A 17,565-nucleotide genomic window follows, 5' to 3' on the forward strand; every position below is an offset into this window, starting at 1 on the left:
TCAGATGTGGAGAAGAGACGGGGGCAACCCCGTCGCCGGCCGGCGCACCGCCCTCCGAACCGATCAAGGCGATCAAGCTCAAGCACCCGTGGCGGATCGTCTTCGCCGTCGTGCTGATCCTGCTGGTCGTCTGGTTCGTGATCGACGCCTCCCAGCGCGAGGCGTACGGCTGGCAGTACGTCGGCAAGTACATCTTCGACAAGCGCATCAGTGCTGCCGCGCTCGTCACCCTGCAGCTGACGATCTACTCGATGATCATCGGCGTGGTCCTCGGCCTCATCCTCGCGGTGATGCGCCTCTCGCCGAACCCGGTGGTGAAGTCCATCGCGTGGCTGTATCTCTGGATCTTCCGCGGCACCCCTGTGTATGTGCAGCTGGTGTTCTGGGGCCTGTTCTCGCTGATCTACCCGAAGCTGTTCCTTGGTGTCCCGTGGACGGACTGGGGTGTGACGTTCGACCTCGGCTTCATGCAGAACGCGTTCATCATCGCTGTCATCGGACTCGCCCTCAACGAGGCCGCGTACATGGCTGAGATCGTGCGCGCGGGACTCCTGTCGGTCGACTCCGGTCAGGAGGAGGCCGCGACGGCGCTCGGGATGGGCTGGGGCCGCACGATGACCCGCATCGTCATCCCGCAGGCCATGCGCGTGATCATCCCGCCGACCGGCAACGAAGTGATCTCGATGCTGAAGACCACATCGCTGGTGGCGGCGATCCCGCTGACCACCGACCTGTACGGTGTCGCCCGCGACATCTCGGCCGTCACGTATACACCGGTCCCGCTGCTGATCGTCGCGTCCTGCTGGTACCTGCTCTTCACCTCCATCCTGATGGTCGGGCAGTACTTCCTGGAGCGACGGTTCTCGCGCGGGGTGAACGCCCGCCGGCCGGACAGAGGAGACGGAGCAGCGCTGACCGGCGCCGTGCCCGTCGCCGGCGTTCCCGACGGCAATGACCTGGGAGGTAAAGGATGAGCGACCAGGCTGTGACATCGAAGCCGGGGACCCCGATGGTCCTCGCCGACGGCGTCTCGAAGAGCTTCGGCTCCAACGAGGTGCTGAAGAGCATCTCGCTCTCGGTGAACCCGGGAGAGGTGCTCTGTATCGTCGGGCCGAGCGGCTCGGGCAAGTCGACCTTCCTGCGCTGCATCAACCACCTCGAACGCGTGGACGCCGGGCGACTGTCGGTCGACGGCCAGCTGGTCGGCTACCGCCAGCACGGCGACAAGCTCTACGAGCTGAAGCCGAAGGAGGCCGCGAGGCAGCGCCGCGAGATCGGGATGGTGTTCCAGCGGTTCAACCTGTTCCCGCACATGACGGCGCTCGAGAACGTGATCGAGGCGCCGATCCGGGTGAAGGGCGTGCCGAAGGCGCAGGCCGTCGCCCGGGCGCAGGAACTGCTGACCAGGGTGGGTCTCGGCTCGAAGGGTGACCACTATCCGGCGCACCTGTCCGGCGGTCAGCAGCAGCGCGTCGCCATCGCGCGGGCGCTCGCGATGGACCCGAAGCTGATGCTGTTCGACGAGCCCACCTCGGCGCTCGACCCCGAGCTGGTCGGCGAGGTCCTCGACGTGATGAAGGGGCTCGCCGCCTCCGGTATGACCATGATCGTGGTCACCCACGAGATGGGCTTCGCCCGCGAGGTGGCCGACGAGCTGGTCTTCATGGACGGCGGCGTGGTCGTCGAGTCCGGCGACCCGCGCGAGGTGCTCGCCAACCCGCAGCACCAGCGCACCCAGGCGTTCCTCTCCAAGGTGCTCTAGCGCGCGCTCTCACGAGATCGAGCCCAGGCCCACCCTTCGTTCCGACCGGCGCGTCGCGGTAAAAGGGCCTGGGCTCGTTCGCGTCCAACGATGGCACGAGCGGGCGCGTCCATGCCTGAGCGCTATAGGCATGTGCTTCCGGCGCCCGCGCGGCTGAACATTCTAATCACCCCGCTGGAGGAAGATCCTCAAAGACGGGGGGCATAACGGACCTTGCTGTCCGAGAGGCAACAACGCCTCCGACGATCACACCGACGAGAAGGATGGCCGTGCTCGTCGTCTCCGCGATGCTGCGCGCCTCTTCGCTCAGAGCGAGGCTCGCGAACGCTCCTATCGTCGCGCCACTCGCTCCGATCCAGACCGGGATTCGTGCGGAAGCGTGACCCCGTCGCCATGCTTCATCGGAGGACATGACCGATGGAACTCGAAGCCCTACCAGGCTGTTGATGCCGAGTCGCCCACGAGCGGCGGCTTCGATAGAGACAACAACCGCGACGGAGCCCAGAATGATGATAATGCTGACAAATATCATGGTGTAATCATAGCAAACTCCGGTCTGGAATTTAAAATGATACGATCAATTGTCTCGCGATCGGCAGTGTGTGCCGGGGGTGTTGATCGCGGGAATCACTGTCGTCAAGAAAACTAGGGAACATTTATGAATAGATTTGTCAAAATGCTGGTCACGATCGCGTCTTCGACGGCTCTTGTTGTCGCTAGCACCGTCCCAGCACACGCCAGCGAACCCGAGCCTTCGAGCGCGGCGGGGGAGACGACTTATTCGGGTCGGGATGTCATCGGGTTACTGGCATTCGGGGCTGGTCCTATCTTGGAAGCTCACCCTGAGCTGGAACCGTACTCGCCGACGAGTGAAAGCGTCTCCGAGTCGGCGATTGACGAGATTCACAAGCTGTATCTCGAGGCGGAGCCGGATTTCGATGCGCTCGTAACAGAGCCGCTCCAGTCGGGTGACCCGAGGCAGGCGGAGGCAGCACTCGAATCGTTCGCCGACGTGTCTGTTGAGGTGGCAGGCGAGTTGGGAATTGAGCTTCCCGACAACGTCGAGATTGCACCGATGGCTGCGATCATCTTTGTCGTCGTTGTCGCCGCAGTTGCGGGCGCAGTGGTGGGCACTGTACTCGGCGCCGTCAACATTCGCTACGCGGTCAACACGGTCGAATGGTGGGGTGCAGGGTTAGGTTCGAGTGCAATTACCGCTCAGAAGCGCGCGGCGGGGTTGGCTAAGGCGCTAGGGAACTAGGTTGAGACTCCCTCGAACAGATGAATCCGAGGGGGTCAAGGGATCGGACAGGGCGCTGTGGTCCTTTGCTAGCGCCCTGTCTCTTCTCGTGGCTTGGGGCGGCCTCAGTGTGTTCTTTTCCCTTCCCGACAATGTCCTAAGTAGTCCGGACCCCGGCCACAGGGCGATCAGGGCCGGATTTGCGACCATCTTCCCGCAGTCCTGGGGCTTCTTCACCAATCCGCCGCAAACCGAAGAACTGGGTATCTATACCTCGACGACCTTTGCGTCGCTCTTGCAAACGCCGCAGAACCGAGTGGAGAACGCGTTCGGGTTGAGCCGCGCTCAGCGAGCTCAAGGGCCAGAAGTCGCACTTCTGGCTGAGGAAGTGAAGTCATGGAAGAAATGCGACCTCAAGCAAACTCGACTGGAGTGTCTCGTCTCTGCTTCGAGGTTGGAGGCGCAGGTTGTCGACCGTGATATCCGTTACCGAACGATATGTGGCCTTGTTGTGGTCGCGAAAGAGCCATACACACCTTTCGAGTATCGGGATTTCGACCTCCCCGACCACACGATCGATTCGTACGCGAGATTGGATGTGCGTTGTCACTGAGTTCTCCCCCTCATCTATCTGCTCGGCTGAGACTCACGCTCGCGACTTTCGACATTCGTCGTGGCACGTTCACCGTGTTTCGGGCGGGAATAGCGCTTGCGCAGATCGTCTTCCTCGTCTTCACGCCATTTGATGCGCTGATGCAGGGCGTGGAAGGTTCTGCCGACTTACCAAATTGCGAAGGCTTGCGGTCCATTTCGGCGCTCTGTGTCGGAGGGCCTTCGGTCCCAGACGGAATACGGACCTTCGCAATGATCGCGCTGCTCGCGCTAGTGGTCGTGGGGTTCTTGCCGGCGGTCACGTCCGTCGTGCACGCGTGGATAGCAGTGTCTCTTTCCACAGGACTTGCCCTTCCTGACGGAGGTGACTCTGTCGCAGCGATCGTCTGCATAATCATGGTTTTCATCGCTGTTTCCGACAATCGTCTCTGGGCTTGGAAACTAAAGGACGAGCCCATTGGTCCCACGGCTCGCGGAATCGGATTCGCGGGAGTAGTCGCTCTCAGGATCCAAGTGGCCATTGTTTACCTGAACAGCGCCTTTGCGAAATTCAGCGTCGAAGACTGGGCAAATGGATCGGCTGAATACTATGTGTCGCGGAGTTACATGTTCGGAAGCGCCGGCTTCGTTGGCGAATCGCTTCGGGTCCTAACTTCGAACCCGCTGCTTCTTGCGACTATCACTTGGGGCGTGCTGCTGTGCGAAATAGCGATCGGGTTGTGCATCCTCCAAGGATTGACCGGGCGGAAGGTCGCATTTGCACTCGCATTGCTGCTTCACTCCGGAATCATTCTCTCTATCGGATTGTGGAGCTTTGGAATGATAATGATCGCCTTTGTAGGCATGGCCGCGATGCCGACCGAGCGACGTGTTCCGTTCGTGAAAGCTCCCCGCTGGGTGTCGGTGCGCGGCCAACGAGAGTTGGCCGCGTGACTGTGCTCTCCCCCTCCGGATGGAGCAGCGGTGCGAACATCCGGCGAGGGTTTCGCGTCCTGGTGCTCGTGGCAATTCTCTCAGTACTCACCGCCTGCGGGACAGCTCCGCCGATGGTCGGTTCCGCGCCAGCCTCGACGCAAGACCCTAAACTCGAAAAGCGACTTCATTGGATTGTCGAGAAACTCAACGCGCGCGAGAAGCTCACGCTGGATGAGCTGGTACCCGGGCTCGATGCCGAACGGTTCTCTTCCGAGGACACGGCGGGACTGCTCCAATACCTCAACTCGGTCATTCGCCCGCAAGGCCCGTTCGCGGTCGTCCACTATAGGCAGGTTGCCGGTGACTCCTCTGGTCTTGTTGCTTCGTTGAGGAGCAGATGGGGAGTCATTACCGACCTGATCTTTACATTGTCCGATCGAGAAAAGCTTGCTTCGTGGATGTTCAAGGCATCCGATTCCGTGCCGGACTCTGCGGAATCGCTGGAGGAGGTCAAGCAGCGGCTCCTGAATATCTCGCCTCACCTGAGTTTGCTAGTTCAGCGATCCCGTTCGGGAAAAGTCGTCACGGACATTGGCGTTGATGCCGCAGACTCGAAGCCGATGGCTTCGCTATTCAAGTTGTACGTGCTTGGCGCAGTTGTGAGGGAGATCTCGGAGGCGAGGCTTTCCTGGGGGCACGCCCTTACCGTGCGTGAGGAAATCAAGAGCCCGGGCACGGGCACCCTTCGAGACGCGCCCGATGGTGCTGAGGTCTCAGTCCTGGATGCTGCGAAACGAATGATCGACGTTAGCGACAACACGGCCGCGGACATGCTTATGCAAATTGTCGGGTCAGAAGCGCTTGCGAGCGCGGTCAGGGATCTCGGACATCACGATCCGAAAGCACTGGATCCCTTCTTGTCTAGCCGCGAGATGTTCGCGCTTGCCGTTGGGGAGGCCAACGATGCTGCAGCAGGCTGGGCGGACTATGACCGTGAGGCCAAACGAGCAATCATCGCATCGATCGATAGTTCGCCGATTGAGCTTGATCAGTTGAGTACGGACCAAGCCTTTTGGCCGCGAGGGCTCGACTGGTTTGCAAACGCCGAGGACATTTCCGCGGCACTGCGCCAACTGGGTTCGATGATCAGTGAACATCCGGAACTCCGTGAGGTTCTCCAATCAACATCGGCGAGCGATCCTGCGATCGATGAGCTGGGCATACATGTGTATAAAGCTGGAACGGCTCCCGGTGTATTTTCGTCAGCATTCATGGCGGAGTTGAGGGATGGAACCGTCGTTACCGCGGTCGCTCAGATAGCCGTTAATGACAACGGGGTCTCGCTTGACCTGCAGCGAGATGTAGCGACGAGCCTGGTCGCGGATGCGCTTCGGATCTCGGGGAACCGAGGCGCACCGGGGTAGCCGTTCGTCGAGTCGCAAACGAGGCAACGAGGAAGGTCAGCCGCCGAGGACCTTGCGGATGCGCTGGAGGGAGACGGACTCGGCGGTGCCGAGCGACTGGGCGAAGAGGGAGACGCGGAACTCTTCGAGCATCCACCGGGCGTGAACGACGTTGGCGGGGGCGTCCGGCGCTGGCGGGATGCGGCCGCCCGCCTCGGTGTAGAGGGCGACGGCGGTTTCCACCTGCGTCTGCCAGGCGCGGTCGCGGCCCGGGTTCACCGGTAGGGCGGCGATGCGCTGGCTGATGCCGTTCAGGTAGCGGGGCAGGTGCTGCAGCTGGTCGAGGCCGGTCGCGGAGACGAACCCCGGGTAGACGAGTCCGGCGAGCTGCGCCTTCGCGTCGTTGAGGGCGGACAGGAACACCAGGCTGGTGGCACCGCCGATCGCCTTCTCCGCTGCGCGGGCGGCGGTCAGGATGCGTGTGACCAGCGCCACCGTCGTGAACATCGAGTCCATGACGATGGCGGAGACGCGGTCGCGGACCGCCTCGAACTCGGCGCGCATGAACACCTGGCCGTCCGGCTTCATCCGGTACAGCACGCTGTCGATCACGGCCAGCAGGCAGTCGTCGAAGAGCGCCTTCGTGTTCGGGTACGGGCTCGCAGCCAGGGTCAGCTTCTCGTTCGAGGTGAGGTGCTGCTGCACGTACGCCACCGGCGACGGGATGCTCGCCAGCAGCAGGCGCCGCACGCCGCCGGGCATCGCTCTGGCCTGGTCGGCGGGGGTGCCCATCAGCCGGATGCTCACGCTGTCGCCGTCGTCGACGAGCGCCGGGTACGCCCTGATCACGTTCTTCGAGCCGCCTGGACCCTCCTGGGTGCTGTCGAGGAAGCGAGGGAGCTCGTCGATGTCCCAGGTGGTGAGGCCGGAGCGCTCGATCGCGTTCGGGGTGCGCGCCTCGGCGACGCGGGCCACCGAGTCCCTGGCTCGGGACCGCAGCCTGTCCTGCAGCACCGCGAGGTCTTTGCCGGAGGCGATCGGGCGGCCGCGTTCGCCGACCACCTGGAACGTGGGAGACAGGTGGGCCGGGATGCGCTCCCGCTCGAAGTCGGAGCCGCTCACCCGGGACCCGGTCATCCTGCTGATCGTGGCTGCGAGAGTGTCGGCGAGGGAGGCGGCGGGCTTCTCGCCGTCGTGGGCGTGCATCCCTGCTGTGCCGCTCAGCTCGCCGAGCAGCCGGGTCGCCCAGTCGGCGGCGGGGACCACCTGACGGCGGATCGCCTTCGGCAGCGCCTTGATCATGGCCGTGACCAGGTCGTGGCGGAGGCCGGGCACCTGCCAGTCGAAGCCGTCCGGCAGGAGGCCGGCGAGCAGGGGCAGCGGCACCTGCACGGTCACGCCGTCGTCTTCCGCTCCCGGTTCGAAGCGGTAGCGCAGGGTCAGCTGCTGGTCGCCCTGGCGCCACACCGGAGGGAACGCGTCGTCGTCGACCGGGGCGGAGTCCGCATCCAGCAGCGCATCCTGCGTCATCGTCAGCAGGTCGGGGGTGTCGTTCCTGGCCTTCCTCCACCAGCCCTCGAACGAGCGGGTCGAGACGACTTCGGCCGGGATGCGCGCGTCGTAGAACTCGAACACGGCCTCGTCGTCGTTGAGGATGTCGCGGCGCCGGGTGCGCTCCTCCAGCTCGCGCAGCTCGGCCCGCAGCTTGGTGTTGGCACGGTCGAACGCCTGCTTCGAGTCCCACTCGCCCTCCACCAGGGCGTGCCGGATGAACAGCTCGCGGGACAGCTCCTGGTCGATGCGCGCATACTGCACCCGGCGGCGCGGGATGATGGGCACGCCGTACAGGGTGACCCGCTCGTAGGCGACGACGGCGCCCTGGTTCTTCTCCCAGTGCGGCTCGCTGTAGCTGCGCTTGCAGAGGTCGCCCGCGATCGGCTCGGCCCAGGCGGGGTCGATGGCGGCATTCATCCTGGCGAACAGGCGGCTCGTCTCCACGAGCTCCGCGCTCATCAGTGCGTTCGGCTGCTTCTTGGCGAGCGTCGAGCCGGGGAAGATCACGAACCGGGTCTGGCGGGCGCCGAGATACTCGGCCGATCGGGCGCCGCGCGCGCCGCCCTTGTTGCCGGACGCCGTGAGGTCTTTGAGCCCGATGTGCGAGAGCAGACCGGCGAGCAGCGACTTGTGGATGCCATCCGGGTTGACGGACGGCTGACCCATCGTGAGGCCGAGCGGTTTGGCCAGCTGACGCAGCTGACGGTAAACGTCCTGCCACTCGCGCACCCGCAGGAAGTTCAGGAACTCGGCCTTGCACATCCGGCGGAACGCGCTCGACGACAGCTCCTTTTGCTTCTCCTCCAGGTAGTTCCAGAGGTTGAGCAGGGTGAGGAAGTCGCTGGTCGGGTCGGCGAAGCGGGCGTGCTGCTCGTCGGCCGTGCCTCGGCGCTCCACCGGGCGTTCGCGCGGGTCCTGGATGGTGAGCCCTGCGACGATGGCCATCACCTCGCGGGAGGTGTTGTGCCGCTTGGACTCCACGACCATCCGGGCGAAGCGGGGGTCGATGGGCAGCTGCGCGAGGTTGCGGCCGACCTTCGTCAGCGCGTTCTCGCCGTCCTTGGTCTTCACCACGGCGCCGAGCTCCGCCAGCAGATCGAGACCGTCCTTGATGCCCCGCGAGTCCGGCGGGGTGAGGAACGGGAAAGCGGCGATGTCACCGAGGCCCAGCGAGATCATCTGCAGGATGACGGCGGCCAGGTTGGTGCGCAGCACCTCCGGCTCGGTGAACTCGGGGCGCTTCTCGAAGTCCTCCTGCGAGTACAGCCGGATGGCGATGCCGTCGCTGGTGCGGCCGGAACGCCCGGAGCGCTGGTTGGCGCTCGCCTGCGAGATGGCCTCGATCGGGAGGCGCTGCACCTTGGCGCGGACGCTGTATCGGCTGATGCGGGCCGTGCCGGCGTCCACCACGTACTTGATGCCCGGCACGGTGAGGCTGGTCTCCGCGACGTTGGTGGCGAGCACGACCCTGCGCCGGATGCCCGGCATGCTGGACGGCTGGAACACCCGGTGCTGCTCGGCGGAGGACAGGCGGCCGTAAAGCGGGAGGACCTCGGTGCCCGGCAGGTTGCGTCCGCGCACGGCGTCCGCCGCATCCCGGATCTCGTTCTCGCCGGAGAGGAACACCAGCACGTCGCCCGGCGCCTCGCGGGCGAGCTCGTCGAGGGCGTCGTTGATTCCCTGCAGGTAGTCGCGGTCGGCGGAGGGGACGGGATCGACGTCCTCGTCGTCGTCGTCCGTGAGTGCGTCAGCGACGAGCGGCCGGTAGCGGACCTCGACGGGGTACGTGCGTCCGGAGACCTCGACGATCGGGGCGGGGGTGCCGTCCGCTGAGGCGAAATGCGCGGCGAAACTCTCCGGGTCGATGGTCGCCGACGTGATGATGACCTTGAGGTCGGGACGCTTCGGCAGCAGCTGCTTCAGATAGCCGAGCAGGAAGTCGATGTTGAGGCTGCGCTCGTGCGCCTCGTCGATGATGATCGTGTCGTACTTGCGGATCATCCTGTCGCGGTGGATCTCGTTGAGCAGGATGCCGTCCGTCATCAGCTTGATGCGGGTGTCGGAGGAGACGCGGTCGGTGAACCGCACCTGGTACCCGACAGTCGCGCCGACGTCCTCGCCGAGCTCCTCGGCGATGCGCTCCGCGATGGTGCGGGCGGCGAGGCGGCGCGGCTGCGTGTGGCCGATATTCGTGCGCCCGAGCTCCAGGCAGATCTTCGGCAGCTGGGTGGTCTTGCCCGACCCGGTCTCGCCGGCCACGATGACCACCTGGTTGTCGCGGATGGCGCGGGCGATCTCATCCCGTTTCTGACTGACCGGCAGCTCGGGAGGGAAGGTGATCGTGGGAGACATGAGCCTTCCATCCTCCCATGTCACGGGCGGAATGTTGCAATATCCATTCCGGCAGCCGCGGGAGTAGGTTTCGTAACAACCCGAACGGGTTCTTTTGTCAATGGAGACAGGGAGCACACGCATGAGCCACGGTTTCGCCACGATGTCGGTCGCGAGCATCCTCGCAGAGACGGCCCACCGGATGCCCGACAACGTCGCGCTGATCTTCGGAGATCAGCAGATCGCATACGGAGACCTCTGGGAGCAGACCCGCCAGTACGCGGGGGCCCTCCGCGCCCGCGGCGTCGGGGAGGGGGACGCGGTCGCCCTGCTGCTTCCCAACGTCCCGGACTTCCCTCGCTCGTACTACGCGGTGCTCGCGCTCGGCGCGATCGTCGTGCCCGTCCACGCGCTGCTCAAGGCGGAGGAGATCGCGTACGTGCTGCGCGACAGCGGGGCGAAGCTGCTAATCTGCGCCGCACCGCTGCTCGGCGAGGGCGCGAAGGGTGCAGCGCTCGCCGGCGTCGAGACGCTGTCCGTGCTCGTGCCGGACGAGTCCGTCGGCGCGCTGCCGTTCGCCAGGCTCGAAGACGAGGCACGGGATGCGCAGCCCATCGACACCTACGTCCCTCGCGACCCGCTCGACACGGCCACCATCCTGTACACGAGCGGCACCACCGGCAAGCCGAAGGGGGCGGAGGGCTGTCACTTCTCGCTGGTCGAGCAGGTGAACGTGCTGCTGGCCGGGACGCTCGACATCGGGCAGGACGACCGCATCCTGGGCTGCCTGCCGTTGTTCCACACGTTCGGGCAGACCTGCGTGATGAACATCGGCTTCCGGGCGGGCGCAGCGATCGTGCTCGTGCCGAAGTTCGACGGCGCGACGGCCCTCTCCCTGCTGAACGCCAACGCCTGCACGATCATGACCGGCGTGCCGACCATGTACATCGCGCTGCTCGAAGCGGCCAAGACCAACGACGAGCGGCCGCCGCTGCGCTACGGGATGAGCGGGGGCGCCGCCATCCCGGTCGCCGTGATCGAGCGCATGAAAGAGGTCTACGGGATCGACGTGCACGAGGGGTACGGGCTCACGGAGACCTCGCCGGTCGCGTCGTTCAACCATCGAGGGAAGCCCACCAGGGTGGGAACGGTCGGCACGCCGATCTGGGGCGTGGATGTGGAGATCGCCGACGCGGAGGTCGACGGCAGGATCGAGTTGCTGCCGCGCGGAGAGCTCGGCGAGATCGTGGTGCGCGGGCACAACCTGATGAAGGGCTACCTCAACCTCCCGGAGGCGAACGCGGAGGCGGTCGTCGACGGCTGGTTCCGCACGGGCGATCTCGGCACGAAGAGCGACGACGACTACATCACCATCGTCGACCGCAAGAAGGACATGATCGTGCGCAACGGCTACAACGTGTACCCGCGCGAGGTCGAGGAGGTGCTGTCGACGCATCCGGCCGTTGCGATGGCCGCCGTATTCGGGGTCAGTCACGAGACGCACGGCCAGGAGGTGATGGCGGTGGTCACGGTGATGCCGGGGATGAGCGCGGACGGCGACGACCTGGTGGCGTTCGCTCAGGAGCACATCGCCGCGTACAAGTTCCCGCGGAGGGTGGTGATCCTGGATGCGCTGCCGCTCGGACCGAGCGGGAAGGTGCTGAAGCGGGAGCTGGTGGCGCGGTTCGAGGAGGAGGGCGCCTAGCCGAGGGTCGACACCGTCGGCACGACGGAGTCGCTGAACACCTCGGGCACGCCGGGCTGGAAGTCGCCGGAGAGGTAGAGCCGGACGCCCTTCGTCGGGCGGTCGGCGTCCGCCACTTCCGCCGCATCCCGCAGCGACTGGGAGAACCAGGCGTCGCCGAGCAGCGCCAGGGAGAACGCGAGCGCCTCCGCGTCGGTCGGCGCCGTGCTCTCGTCGTCGCGTGCGACGGCGCTGAGCTTGGTGGCGATGAGGGTGATCGGCTGCCCTTCGCTCGCGCCGATGCAGGTGCAGGCGAACACGCACAGCACGTCGTCGCGTTCGGGGGAGGCGATGGCGATGGGCTCGGTGGACTGGGGATGCCCGTCGGCGGTCGCGGCGTCGATCAGGGTGAACATCCGGTCGCGCATCGTGGCGAACCGCTCGGCGTTGCCGGCCAGGAGTGCCTCGGCCAGGTGGTCGACCTGCTCGCGCGTCGTCATGCTGACGACGCTAGCGCACGCGGACCCCAGGCACGGGTGCGCATCCGGCCGGTCGTCAGGGCGCCGTGTCGAGGGTGCGCAGCCGGTAGGAGGAGTGCAGGTAGAAGGCGGAGAGCGCCGCGTAGACCACGCACGCGACGGTGGGCACGAACGCGTCAGCGGGCTTGGAGGCGAGCGCGCCCAGCAGGGCGATGCCCGCGGCGACGGCCAGCCCGCCGCCGATCCAGAAACCGGCGGCGGGGCGGGCGGTCGCGCGCCACCACACCCGCGGGTCTTCGCGGTTCTCTTCGATGCCGCGGAACGTGCGAACGCCGATGGTGACGTACGCCACGTTGAGGATCGCGACGATCAGCACGTCGATCGTGGGGTTGACGAGCCGCTGGAAGATGAACACGTTCAGCACCAGCAGGAGCCCGTAGCCGCCGATGATGTAGATGATCTTCCCGGTGATCGTCACAATGCGCACACGGCGAGCCTACGGGCTCCGCAGGGAGGGGTGGTGCTGCTGGTGCTAGTTGACCTCGTTGGGGTGCGCGCTGACGCGGCCCTCGCGCTCCATCGAGGTGATCGCGGCGACCTCGTCGGCGGTCAGCTCGAAGTCGAACACGTCGAAGTTCTCCGCCATGCGCTCGCGGCGGTTCGACTTGGGGAAGACGATGTTGCCGGTCTGCAGGTGCCAGCGGATGACGACCTGAGCGGGCGTCTTGCCGTGGGCGGCAGCCGGGCCGGACACCTCGGGGGCGTCGAAGAGCGGGTACTTGCCCTGGCCGAGCGGGCCCCAGGCCTCGATCTGGATGCCGTGCTCGCGGGCGAACGCGGTCACCTCCGGCTGCTGGTGCGCCGGGTGCAGCTCGATCTGGTTCACGGCGGGGACGATGTCCGTGTTCGCGAGCAGCTTCTCCAGGTGCGGCACGAGGAAGTTGGAGACGCCGATCGCCTTCGCGCGGCCACTGGCGTAGATGGTCTCCAGCGACTTCCACGCCTCGACGAAGGTGTCCTTCTCCGGGGTGGGCCAGTGGATGAGGTACAGGTCCACGTAGTCGAGGCCCAGCTTCTCGAGCGACTCGTCGAAGGCGGCCTGCGCGTCGGTCTGGCGGTCGTTCCACAGCTTGGTGGTGACGAACAGGTCGTCGCGGGCGATGCCGGAGGAGGCGATGGCCTCGCCGACGCCGGTCTCGTTGCCGTAGATCGCGGCGGTGTCGATGTGGCGGTATCCGACCTCGAGCGCGTCGGTGACGATGCGCGTGGTCTCGGCCGGGTCGACGCGGAAGACGCCGAAGCCGAGCTGCGGGATCACGGTGCCGTTGTTGAGTTCCAGGGTGGGGATATTTGCGTTTGCAACCATTCTTCTACGGTAATCCCTGGCGTTCAGCAGTTCCAACCGCCATCGCTTATGAATTCACCTGCGCCGGTTCTGAATCGGAGAAGCCTCGGCGGGAGATGACGCCGTGTTGCGCTCCAGGTTTACGCCGCGTGACGCCCAGCCTGGTATTCCGGGATGCACGGGCTTAGCGTCGCAGGCATGTCTCAGCTCTCGCCCATCCCGTCGAACCCGTCCGCCCGGCCGCTGCGCGTCGTCGCGGTGTCCGGCAGCCTGCACACGCCGTCGAAGACCACGGCGCTCGTCAAGGAGATCCTCGCGTCGTTCGGGCGCGAGCTGCCGATCGACGCGCACCTCATCGCCGTGAACGAGATCGGCCCCGACTTCGCCGGGGCGCTCCGCCGCGACGAGCTGCCCGCGTCGGTCGAGGCCGAACTGCAGCGGATCGAGTCCGCCGACCTGCTCGTCGTCGCGAGTCCCGTGTACCGGGCGTCGTTCACCGGGCTGTTCAAGCACCTGTTCGACTTCGTCGGCCAGTATGCGCTCGTCGACACCCCCGTGCTGATCGCGGCGACGGGAGGTTCCGACCGCCACGCGCTCATCATCGAGCACCAGTTCCGGCCGCTGTTCGGCTTCTTCCAGGCGCTCACGCTGCCCATCGGCATCTACGCGAACGACTCCGACTTCACCAACGGCGCCGTGAGCGGCCTCGACCTGCACGAGCGCATCGATCTGGCCGTCGCCCGGGCGATCCCGCTGATCCGCAGCAACGTGGCGGAGGCCGAGTCGATCGCCAAGTACCTGGGACGCTGATGGCGGCGGACGGGGGAGCGATTCGGCGGGGAACGGAGCGTCGCCCGTGACCAGGCAGCTCATCCTCGGCGCGGTGTTCCGTGCGCTCGGCGCCTTCCCGTCCGGCTGGCGATACCCGGGCGCCCACAACGACCCGCTCCGCGACCCCGCCGTGCTGCGCAGGACGGCGCGTGCGGCGGAGGCGGCGAAGTTCGACTACCTCTTCTTCGGCGAGTGGCTCGCCACCGGCCCGGACCTCGAGTTCCGCGACCCCGACCTGCTGGCCAGGATGGACCCGCTGAGCGCCATCTCCTACCTGGCCGGCGTCACCCGGCGCATCGGCCTGATCGCCACGGCCAACACCGGGTACTACGACCTGTTCACGCTGGCGCGGCAGACCGCATCCATCGACCGGCTGAGCGGAGGGCGGGCCGGGATCAACCTGGTCACCGGGGCGGACCCGCGCGCGGCAGCCAACCACGGCAGGGACCCGCTCGGCGGAGCCGAGCCGCGCTACGACGAGGCCGACGAGTACGTGCGGGCGCTCCGGATGCTCTGGGACAGCTGGGAGGACGACGCGTTCCTGCGCGACAGGGCGTCCGGCCGGCTGATCGACCCCGAGAGGCTGCACAGGACGGATGCCGTCGGAGCGCACGTCAGGGTGGCCGGGCCGCTGACCGCACCGCGGCCGGTGCAGGGCCACCTGCCGATCGTGCACGCGGGCGGCTCCGCCCGGGCGCGGCGCCTGGCCGGCGAGCTCGCCGACGTCTCGATCGTGGCCGTCGCGTCGATCGCCGACGCGCAGAGCGTGCGCGCGGAGACGAGCGCGCGCGCAGCTGCAGCCGGACGCACGGACGGCGGCCCCCGCATCGTGACGCCGATCCTCCCTGTCGTCGCCGGCACGACGGAGGAGGCGCAGGCGGTCTACGACACGCTGCTCGGGCTGGTGCCGCTCGCCGGTGACCGTGCTGCACAGGCGGCGGGCATCCAATCCGTGGACTTCCCGGGGAATCGCACGATCAGGGCGCTCTCCGGCATCGTCGGCGTGCCCCTCGGCACCCCGGAGCTCGACGCCGAGGTGCCGCTGCGGGTCGCGCGGCGCTTCTCCGAGGGCGGCCAGCGGCTGCTGGAAGCGGTGCAGACCCGCACCGGCAGGCGGATCGGCGGCGAGCATCCCGTGACGTACCGGAGGCTGCTCGCCGCGCACGCCGCGCCCGCCGGCGCGGTCGTCGGGTCGGGGAGCGAGGTCGCCGACCAGCTGGAGGCGTGGTTCGGCTCGGGCGCCGTCGACGGCTTCAACATCCTCCCGCCGTTCCTCCCCGCCCAGCTCGACGCGTTCACCGCGCTGGTCGTGCCGGAGCTCCAGCGCCGCGGGATCGCCCGCACCGAGTACGAGGGCACCACCCTCCGCGACCACCTCGGGCTGCCCCGCCCAGCCAACCTGCACGTCGCGGACGCCGGCCGAGCGCGCGCCCAGGGCTTCTCGGCCTGAGACTCCGCCACGGGACGAGGCCCCGCCCCGGGACGAGGACTCCGCCACGGGACTAGGGTGGGCGGCATGGCGAACCGGCTCGCTGACGCGATCAGCCCGTACCTTCGCGCCCACGCGGACAACCCCGTCGACTGGTTCCCCTGGGGTGCTGAGGCGTTCGAGGAGGCGCGGCGGCGGGATGTGCCCGTGCTCATCTCGATCGGCTACGCCACCTGCCACTGGTGCCACGTGATGGCCAGGGAGAGCTTCAGCGACGCCGCGCTCGCCGAGAGCCTGAACGCGCGGTTCGTGGCCGTCAAGGTGGACAGGGAGGAGCATCCGGAGGTCGACGCCGGCTATCTCTCCGCCGCCAGCGCGTTCACCGGCAACCTCGGCTGGCCGCTGACCGTGTTCGCCACACCGGATGGGCGGGCCTTCTTCGCCGGGACGTACTTCCCTCCGGTGGCCGTCGACGGGCGGGCGTCGTTCCGTCAGGTGCTCGACGCGGTGTGGGATGCGTGGAGGGAGCGGAGGAGCGAGGTGGAGAGCAACGCCGCGGCCGTCGTCGCGGCGCTCGAAGCCGCATCCACTGCTGCCACCGCCGTCTCCGAGCTGCCGGATGCCCGCGCACTGGACGCGGCGGTGACGGCGCTCGCCGCGGCGGAGGACGAGCGGTACGGCGGATTCGGGACGGCGCCGAAGTTCCCCGTCGCACCCGTGCTCGGCTTCCTGCTCGCCAGGGACAGCGGGAGGGAGCTCGGCGCGCGCACGCTGCGCCTGATGGCCGAATCCCCGCTGCGCGACCCCGTCGACGGCGGCTTCTTCCGCTACGCGACCCGCCGCGACTGGAGCGAGCCGCACTACGAGCGGATGCTCTACGACAACGCGCTGCTGCTGCGCTGCTACGCGGACGCCTGGCAACAGGCGGGGGAGCCGTGGGCGGAGCGCGCGGCGGACGGGATCGCCGCGTTCCTGCTCGGAGTGCTGCGGAGGCCGGAGGGCGGATTCGCGTCCGCACAGGACTCGGAGAGCACGATCGACGGCGCCCGCGTCGAGGGCGCGTATTACCGGCTGCCCGCTGCGGAACGGGCACGCCTGGAGCCGCCACCTGTCGACGCCAAGGTGCTCACCGGCTGGAACGGGTTCGCGATCGGCGCACTCGCCCGGGCGGCGTTCATCCTGGACCGTCCGGCCTGGCTGGCGGCGGCGCGGCAGGCGGCCGACGACCTGCTCGACCGCCACCGCAGTGCGGACGGCCTGCTCGTGCGCGCCTCCCTCGGCGAGCGCGTGTCCGAGGCGGCCGCCACCCTCGAAGACTACGGAGCGTTCGCCTCCGGACTGCTCGACCTCGCGCTCGCGTCCGGCGACCCGCGCTACGCCGCGGCAGCACGCGACCTGATCGACCTGTGCATCGACGCGGCCGGAGACGCCGAGTGCCCGTTCGAGACGCCGGGCGGAGGCGATCCCGTGCTGCAGAGCAGCGGGATGGGCGTGCGCGTCGACCCGTCGGAGGGCGCGTACCCGTCCGGCCTCACGTCGGCGGCGTCCGCTGCGCACACCCTGTTCCTGCTCTCGGGGGAGCGCCGCTACGAGCGAGCGGCCCGCGAGGGAATGCGCGTGGTCGCCGCCCAGGCGGTCGGAACGCCGAGCGCGTTCGGCGCTGCGCTGGAACTGATGTCGCGGCTCGCGGAGGAACCCGAGCAGCTGGTGCTGGTGACGCCCGGCGCGGAGGGCTTCGACCGCATCCGGCCGGCGCTGATGGATGCGCGGGGACGCGACCTGCTCGCCGCCGTGCGGCGCCGGGGTGCGGCGCTCACCGCGGCGGCGGACGATGCGGGTGCTGCGGCGTTCGCGGCCGAGGGCTTCGAGCTGTATGCGGGGCGCGCATCCATCGGGGGAGAGGCGGCGGCGTACCTGTGCCACGACTTCGTCTGCGACCTGCCGGTGACGACGGCGGACGCGCTGGGCTGATCGCGCGCT

Annotated in this window: 15 protein-coding genes; 10 read left to right on the plus strand and 5 right to left on the minus strand. The window is 67.3% G+C overall.

Annotated features, from left to right (window positions below; all coding sequences use genetic code 11):
• Positions 1-974 (plus strand): amino acid ABC transporter permease (locus AC1ROC_RS13375; protein ID WP_493000718.1); only part of this gene is annotated, 974 nt, incomplete at its 5' end.
• Positions 971-1,762: an amino acid ABC transporter ATP-binding protein gene (locus AC1ROC_RS13380; protein ID WP_281727765.1), complete on the plus strand. Its 792-nt coding sequence runs from the start codon at positions 971-973 to the stop codon at positions 1,760-1,762. The genes AC1ROC_RS13375 and AC1ROC_RS13380, both read left to right, overlap by 4 nt.
• 166 nt (positions 1,763-1,928) lie before the next feature.
• On the opposite strand, the gene AC1ROC_RS13385 is transcribed toward AC1ROC_RS13380, so the two are convergent.
• Positions 1,929-2,294, minus strand: coding sequence for an SdpI family protein (locus AC1ROC_RS13385; protein WP_493000720.1), 366 nt, complete (start codon positions 2,292-2,294; stop codon positions 1,929-1,931).
• 144 nt (positions 2,295-2,438) lie between these two features.
• On the opposite strand from AC1ROC_RS13385, the gene AC1ROC_RS13390 reads away from it, so the two are divergent.
• From AC1ROC_RS13390 to AC1ROC_RS13405, 4 genes are all read left to right on the plus strand, one after another.
• Positions 2,439-3,023: a sporulation delaying protein family toxin gene (locus tag AC1ROC_RS13390; RefSeq protein ID WP_085369781.1), complete on the plus strand. Its 585-nt coding sequence runs from the start codon at positions 2,439-2,441 to the stop codon at positions 3,021-3,023.
• An 88-nt stretch (positions 3,024-3,111) separates the two neighbouring features.
• Positions 3,112-3,615: an SdpA family antimicrobial peptide system protein gene (locus tag AC1ROC_RS13395; protein WP_179150796.1), complete on the plus strand. Its 504-nt coding sequence runs from the start codon at positions 3,112-3,114 to the stop codon at positions 3,613-3,615.
• On the plus strand, positions 3,501-4,547 hold the full coding sequence (locus tag AC1ROC_RS13400) for a sporulation-delaying protein SdpB family protein (protein WP_085369779.1): 1,047 nt from the start codon (positions 3,501-3,503) through the stop codon (positions 4,545-4,547). Before AC1ROC_RS13395 ends, AC1ROC_RS13400 begins: the two co-directional genes overlap by 115 nt.
• Positions 4,544-5,953, plus strand: coding sequence for a serine hydrolase (locus AC1ROC_RS13405; RefSeq protein ID WP_493000723.1), 1,410 nt, complete (start codon positions 4,544-4,546; stop codon positions 5,951-5,953). The genes AC1ROC_RS13400 and AC1ROC_RS13405 overlap by 4 nt, the downstream gene beginning before the upstream one ends.
• A gap of 36 nt (positions 5,954-5,989) precedes the next feature.
• On the opposite strand, the gene hrpA is transcribed toward AC1ROC_RS13405, so the two are convergent.
• Entirely contained in the window at positions 5,990-9,838 is a 3,849-nt protein-coding gene (hrpA, locus tag AC1ROC_RS13410) for an ATP-dependent RNA helicase HrpA (protein WP_085369777.1), read from the minus strand.
• Between the two features lie 121 nt (positions 9,839-9,959).
• On the opposite strand from hrpA, the gene AC1ROC_RS13415 reads away from it, so the two are divergent.
• The gene (locus tag AC1ROC_RS13415) at positions 9,960-11,522 is read left to right on the plus strand and encodes a long-chain-fatty-acid--CoA ligase (RefSeq protein ID WP_085369776.1); all 1,563 of its coding nucleotides are present in this window, start codon (positions 9,960-9,962) and stop codon (positions 11,520-11,522) included.
• Here the strand turns inward: AC1ROC_RS13415 and AC1ROC_RS13420 are convergent.
• The 3 genes from AC1ROC_RS13420 to AC1ROC_RS13430 are packed head-to-tail and all read right to left on the minus strand — an operon-like array spanning position 11,519 to position 13,346.
• Positions 11,519-12,001 carry a hypothetical protein gene (locus AC1ROC_RS13420; RefSeq protein WP_085369775.1) on the minus strand — a complete coding sequence of 161 codons (483 nt, stop codon included), beginning with the start codon at positions 11,999-12,001 and terminating at the stop codon, positions 11,519-11,521. The genes AC1ROC_RS13415 and AC1ROC_RS13420 overlap by 4 nt on opposite strands.
• A gap of 55 nt (positions 12,002-12,056) precedes the next feature.
• A complete protein-coding gene (locus AC1ROC_RS13425; protein ID WP_085369774.1) occupies positions 12,057-12,467 on the minus strand; it encodes a hypothetical protein in 411 nt (136 codons plus the stop codon).
• A gap of 45 nt (positions 12,468-12,512) precedes the next feature.
• Positions 12,513-13,346 (minus strand): aldo/keto reductase, encoded by an 834-nt coding sequence (locus tag AC1ROC_RS13430; protein WP_085369773.1) that lies wholly within the window; start codon positions 13,344-13,346, stop codon positions 12,513-12,515.
• Between the two features lie 177 nt (positions 13,347-13,523).
• Between AC1ROC_RS13430 and msuE the strand changes: the two genes are divergently transcribed.
• From msuE to AC1ROC_RS13445, 3 genes are all read left to right on the plus strand, one after another.
• Positions 13,524-14,135, plus strand: a complete 612-nt coding sequence (msuE, locus tag AC1ROC_RS13435) for an FMN reductase (protein ID WP_493000727.1) — start codon at positions 13,524-13,526, stop codon at positions 14,133-14,135.
• A gap of 46 nt (positions 14,136-14,181) precedes the next feature.
• Positions 14,182-15,606 carry an NtaA/DmoA family FMN-dependent monooxygenase gene (locus AC1ROC_RS13440; RefSeq protein ID WP_085369771.1) on the plus strand — a complete coding sequence of 475 codons (1,425 nt, stop codon included), beginning with the start codon at positions 14,182-14,184 and terminating at the stop codon, positions 15,604-15,606.
• A gap of 66 nt (positions 15,607-15,672) precedes the next feature.
• A complete protein-coding gene (locus tag AC1ROC_RS13445) occupies positions 15,673-17,556 on the plus strand; it encodes a thioredoxin domain-containing protein (RefSeq protein WP_085369770.1) in 1,884 nt (627 codons plus the stop codon).
• The last annotated feature ends 9 nt before the right edge of the window (positions 17,557-17,565 follow it).

It is taken from the genome of Leifsonia sp. GW821-FHT13C05, assembly GCF_058806515.1.

Coding starts and splice junctions, on each gene's coding strand:
- AC1ROC_RS13380 (WP_281727765.1), top strand. CDS start 971: ATGAGCGACCAGGCTGTGACATCGAAGCCGGGGACCCCGATGGTCCTC.
- AC1ROC_RS13385 (WP_493000720.1), bottom strand. CDS start 2,294: ATGATATTTGTCAGCATTATCATCATTCTGGGCTCCGTCGCGGTTGTT.
- AC1ROC_RS13390 (WP_085369781.1), top strand. CDS start 2,439: ATGCTGGTCACGATCGCGTCTTCGACGGCTCTTGTTGTCGCTAGCACC.
- AC1ROC_RS13400 (WP_085369779.1), top strand. CDS start 3,501: ATGTGGCCTTGTTGTGGTCGCGAAAGAGCCATACACACCTTTCGAGTA.
- hrpA (WP_085369777.1), bottom strand. CDS start 9,838: ATGTCTCCCACGATCACCTTCCCTCCCGAGCTGCCGGTCAGTCAGAAA.
- AC1ROC_RS13415 (WP_085369776.1), top strand. CDS start 9,960: ATGAGCCACGGTTTCGCCACGATGTCGGTCGCGAGCATCCTCGCAGAG.
- AC1ROC_RS13420 (WP_085369775.1), bottom strand. CDS start 12,001: ATGACGACGCGCGAGCAGGTCGACCACCTGGCCGAGGCACTCCTGGCC.
- AC1ROC_RS13430 (WP_085369773.1), bottom strand. CDS start 13,346: ATGGTTGCAAACGCAAATATCCCCACCCTGGAACTCAACAACGGCACC.
- msuE (WP_493000727.1), top strand. CDS start 13,524: ATGTCTCAGCTCTCGCCCATCCCGTCGAACCCGTCCGCCCGGCCGCTG.
- AC1ROC_RS13445 (WP_085369770.1), top strand. CDS start 15,673: ATGGCGAACCGGCTCGCTGACGCGATCAGCCCGTACCTTCGCGCCCAC.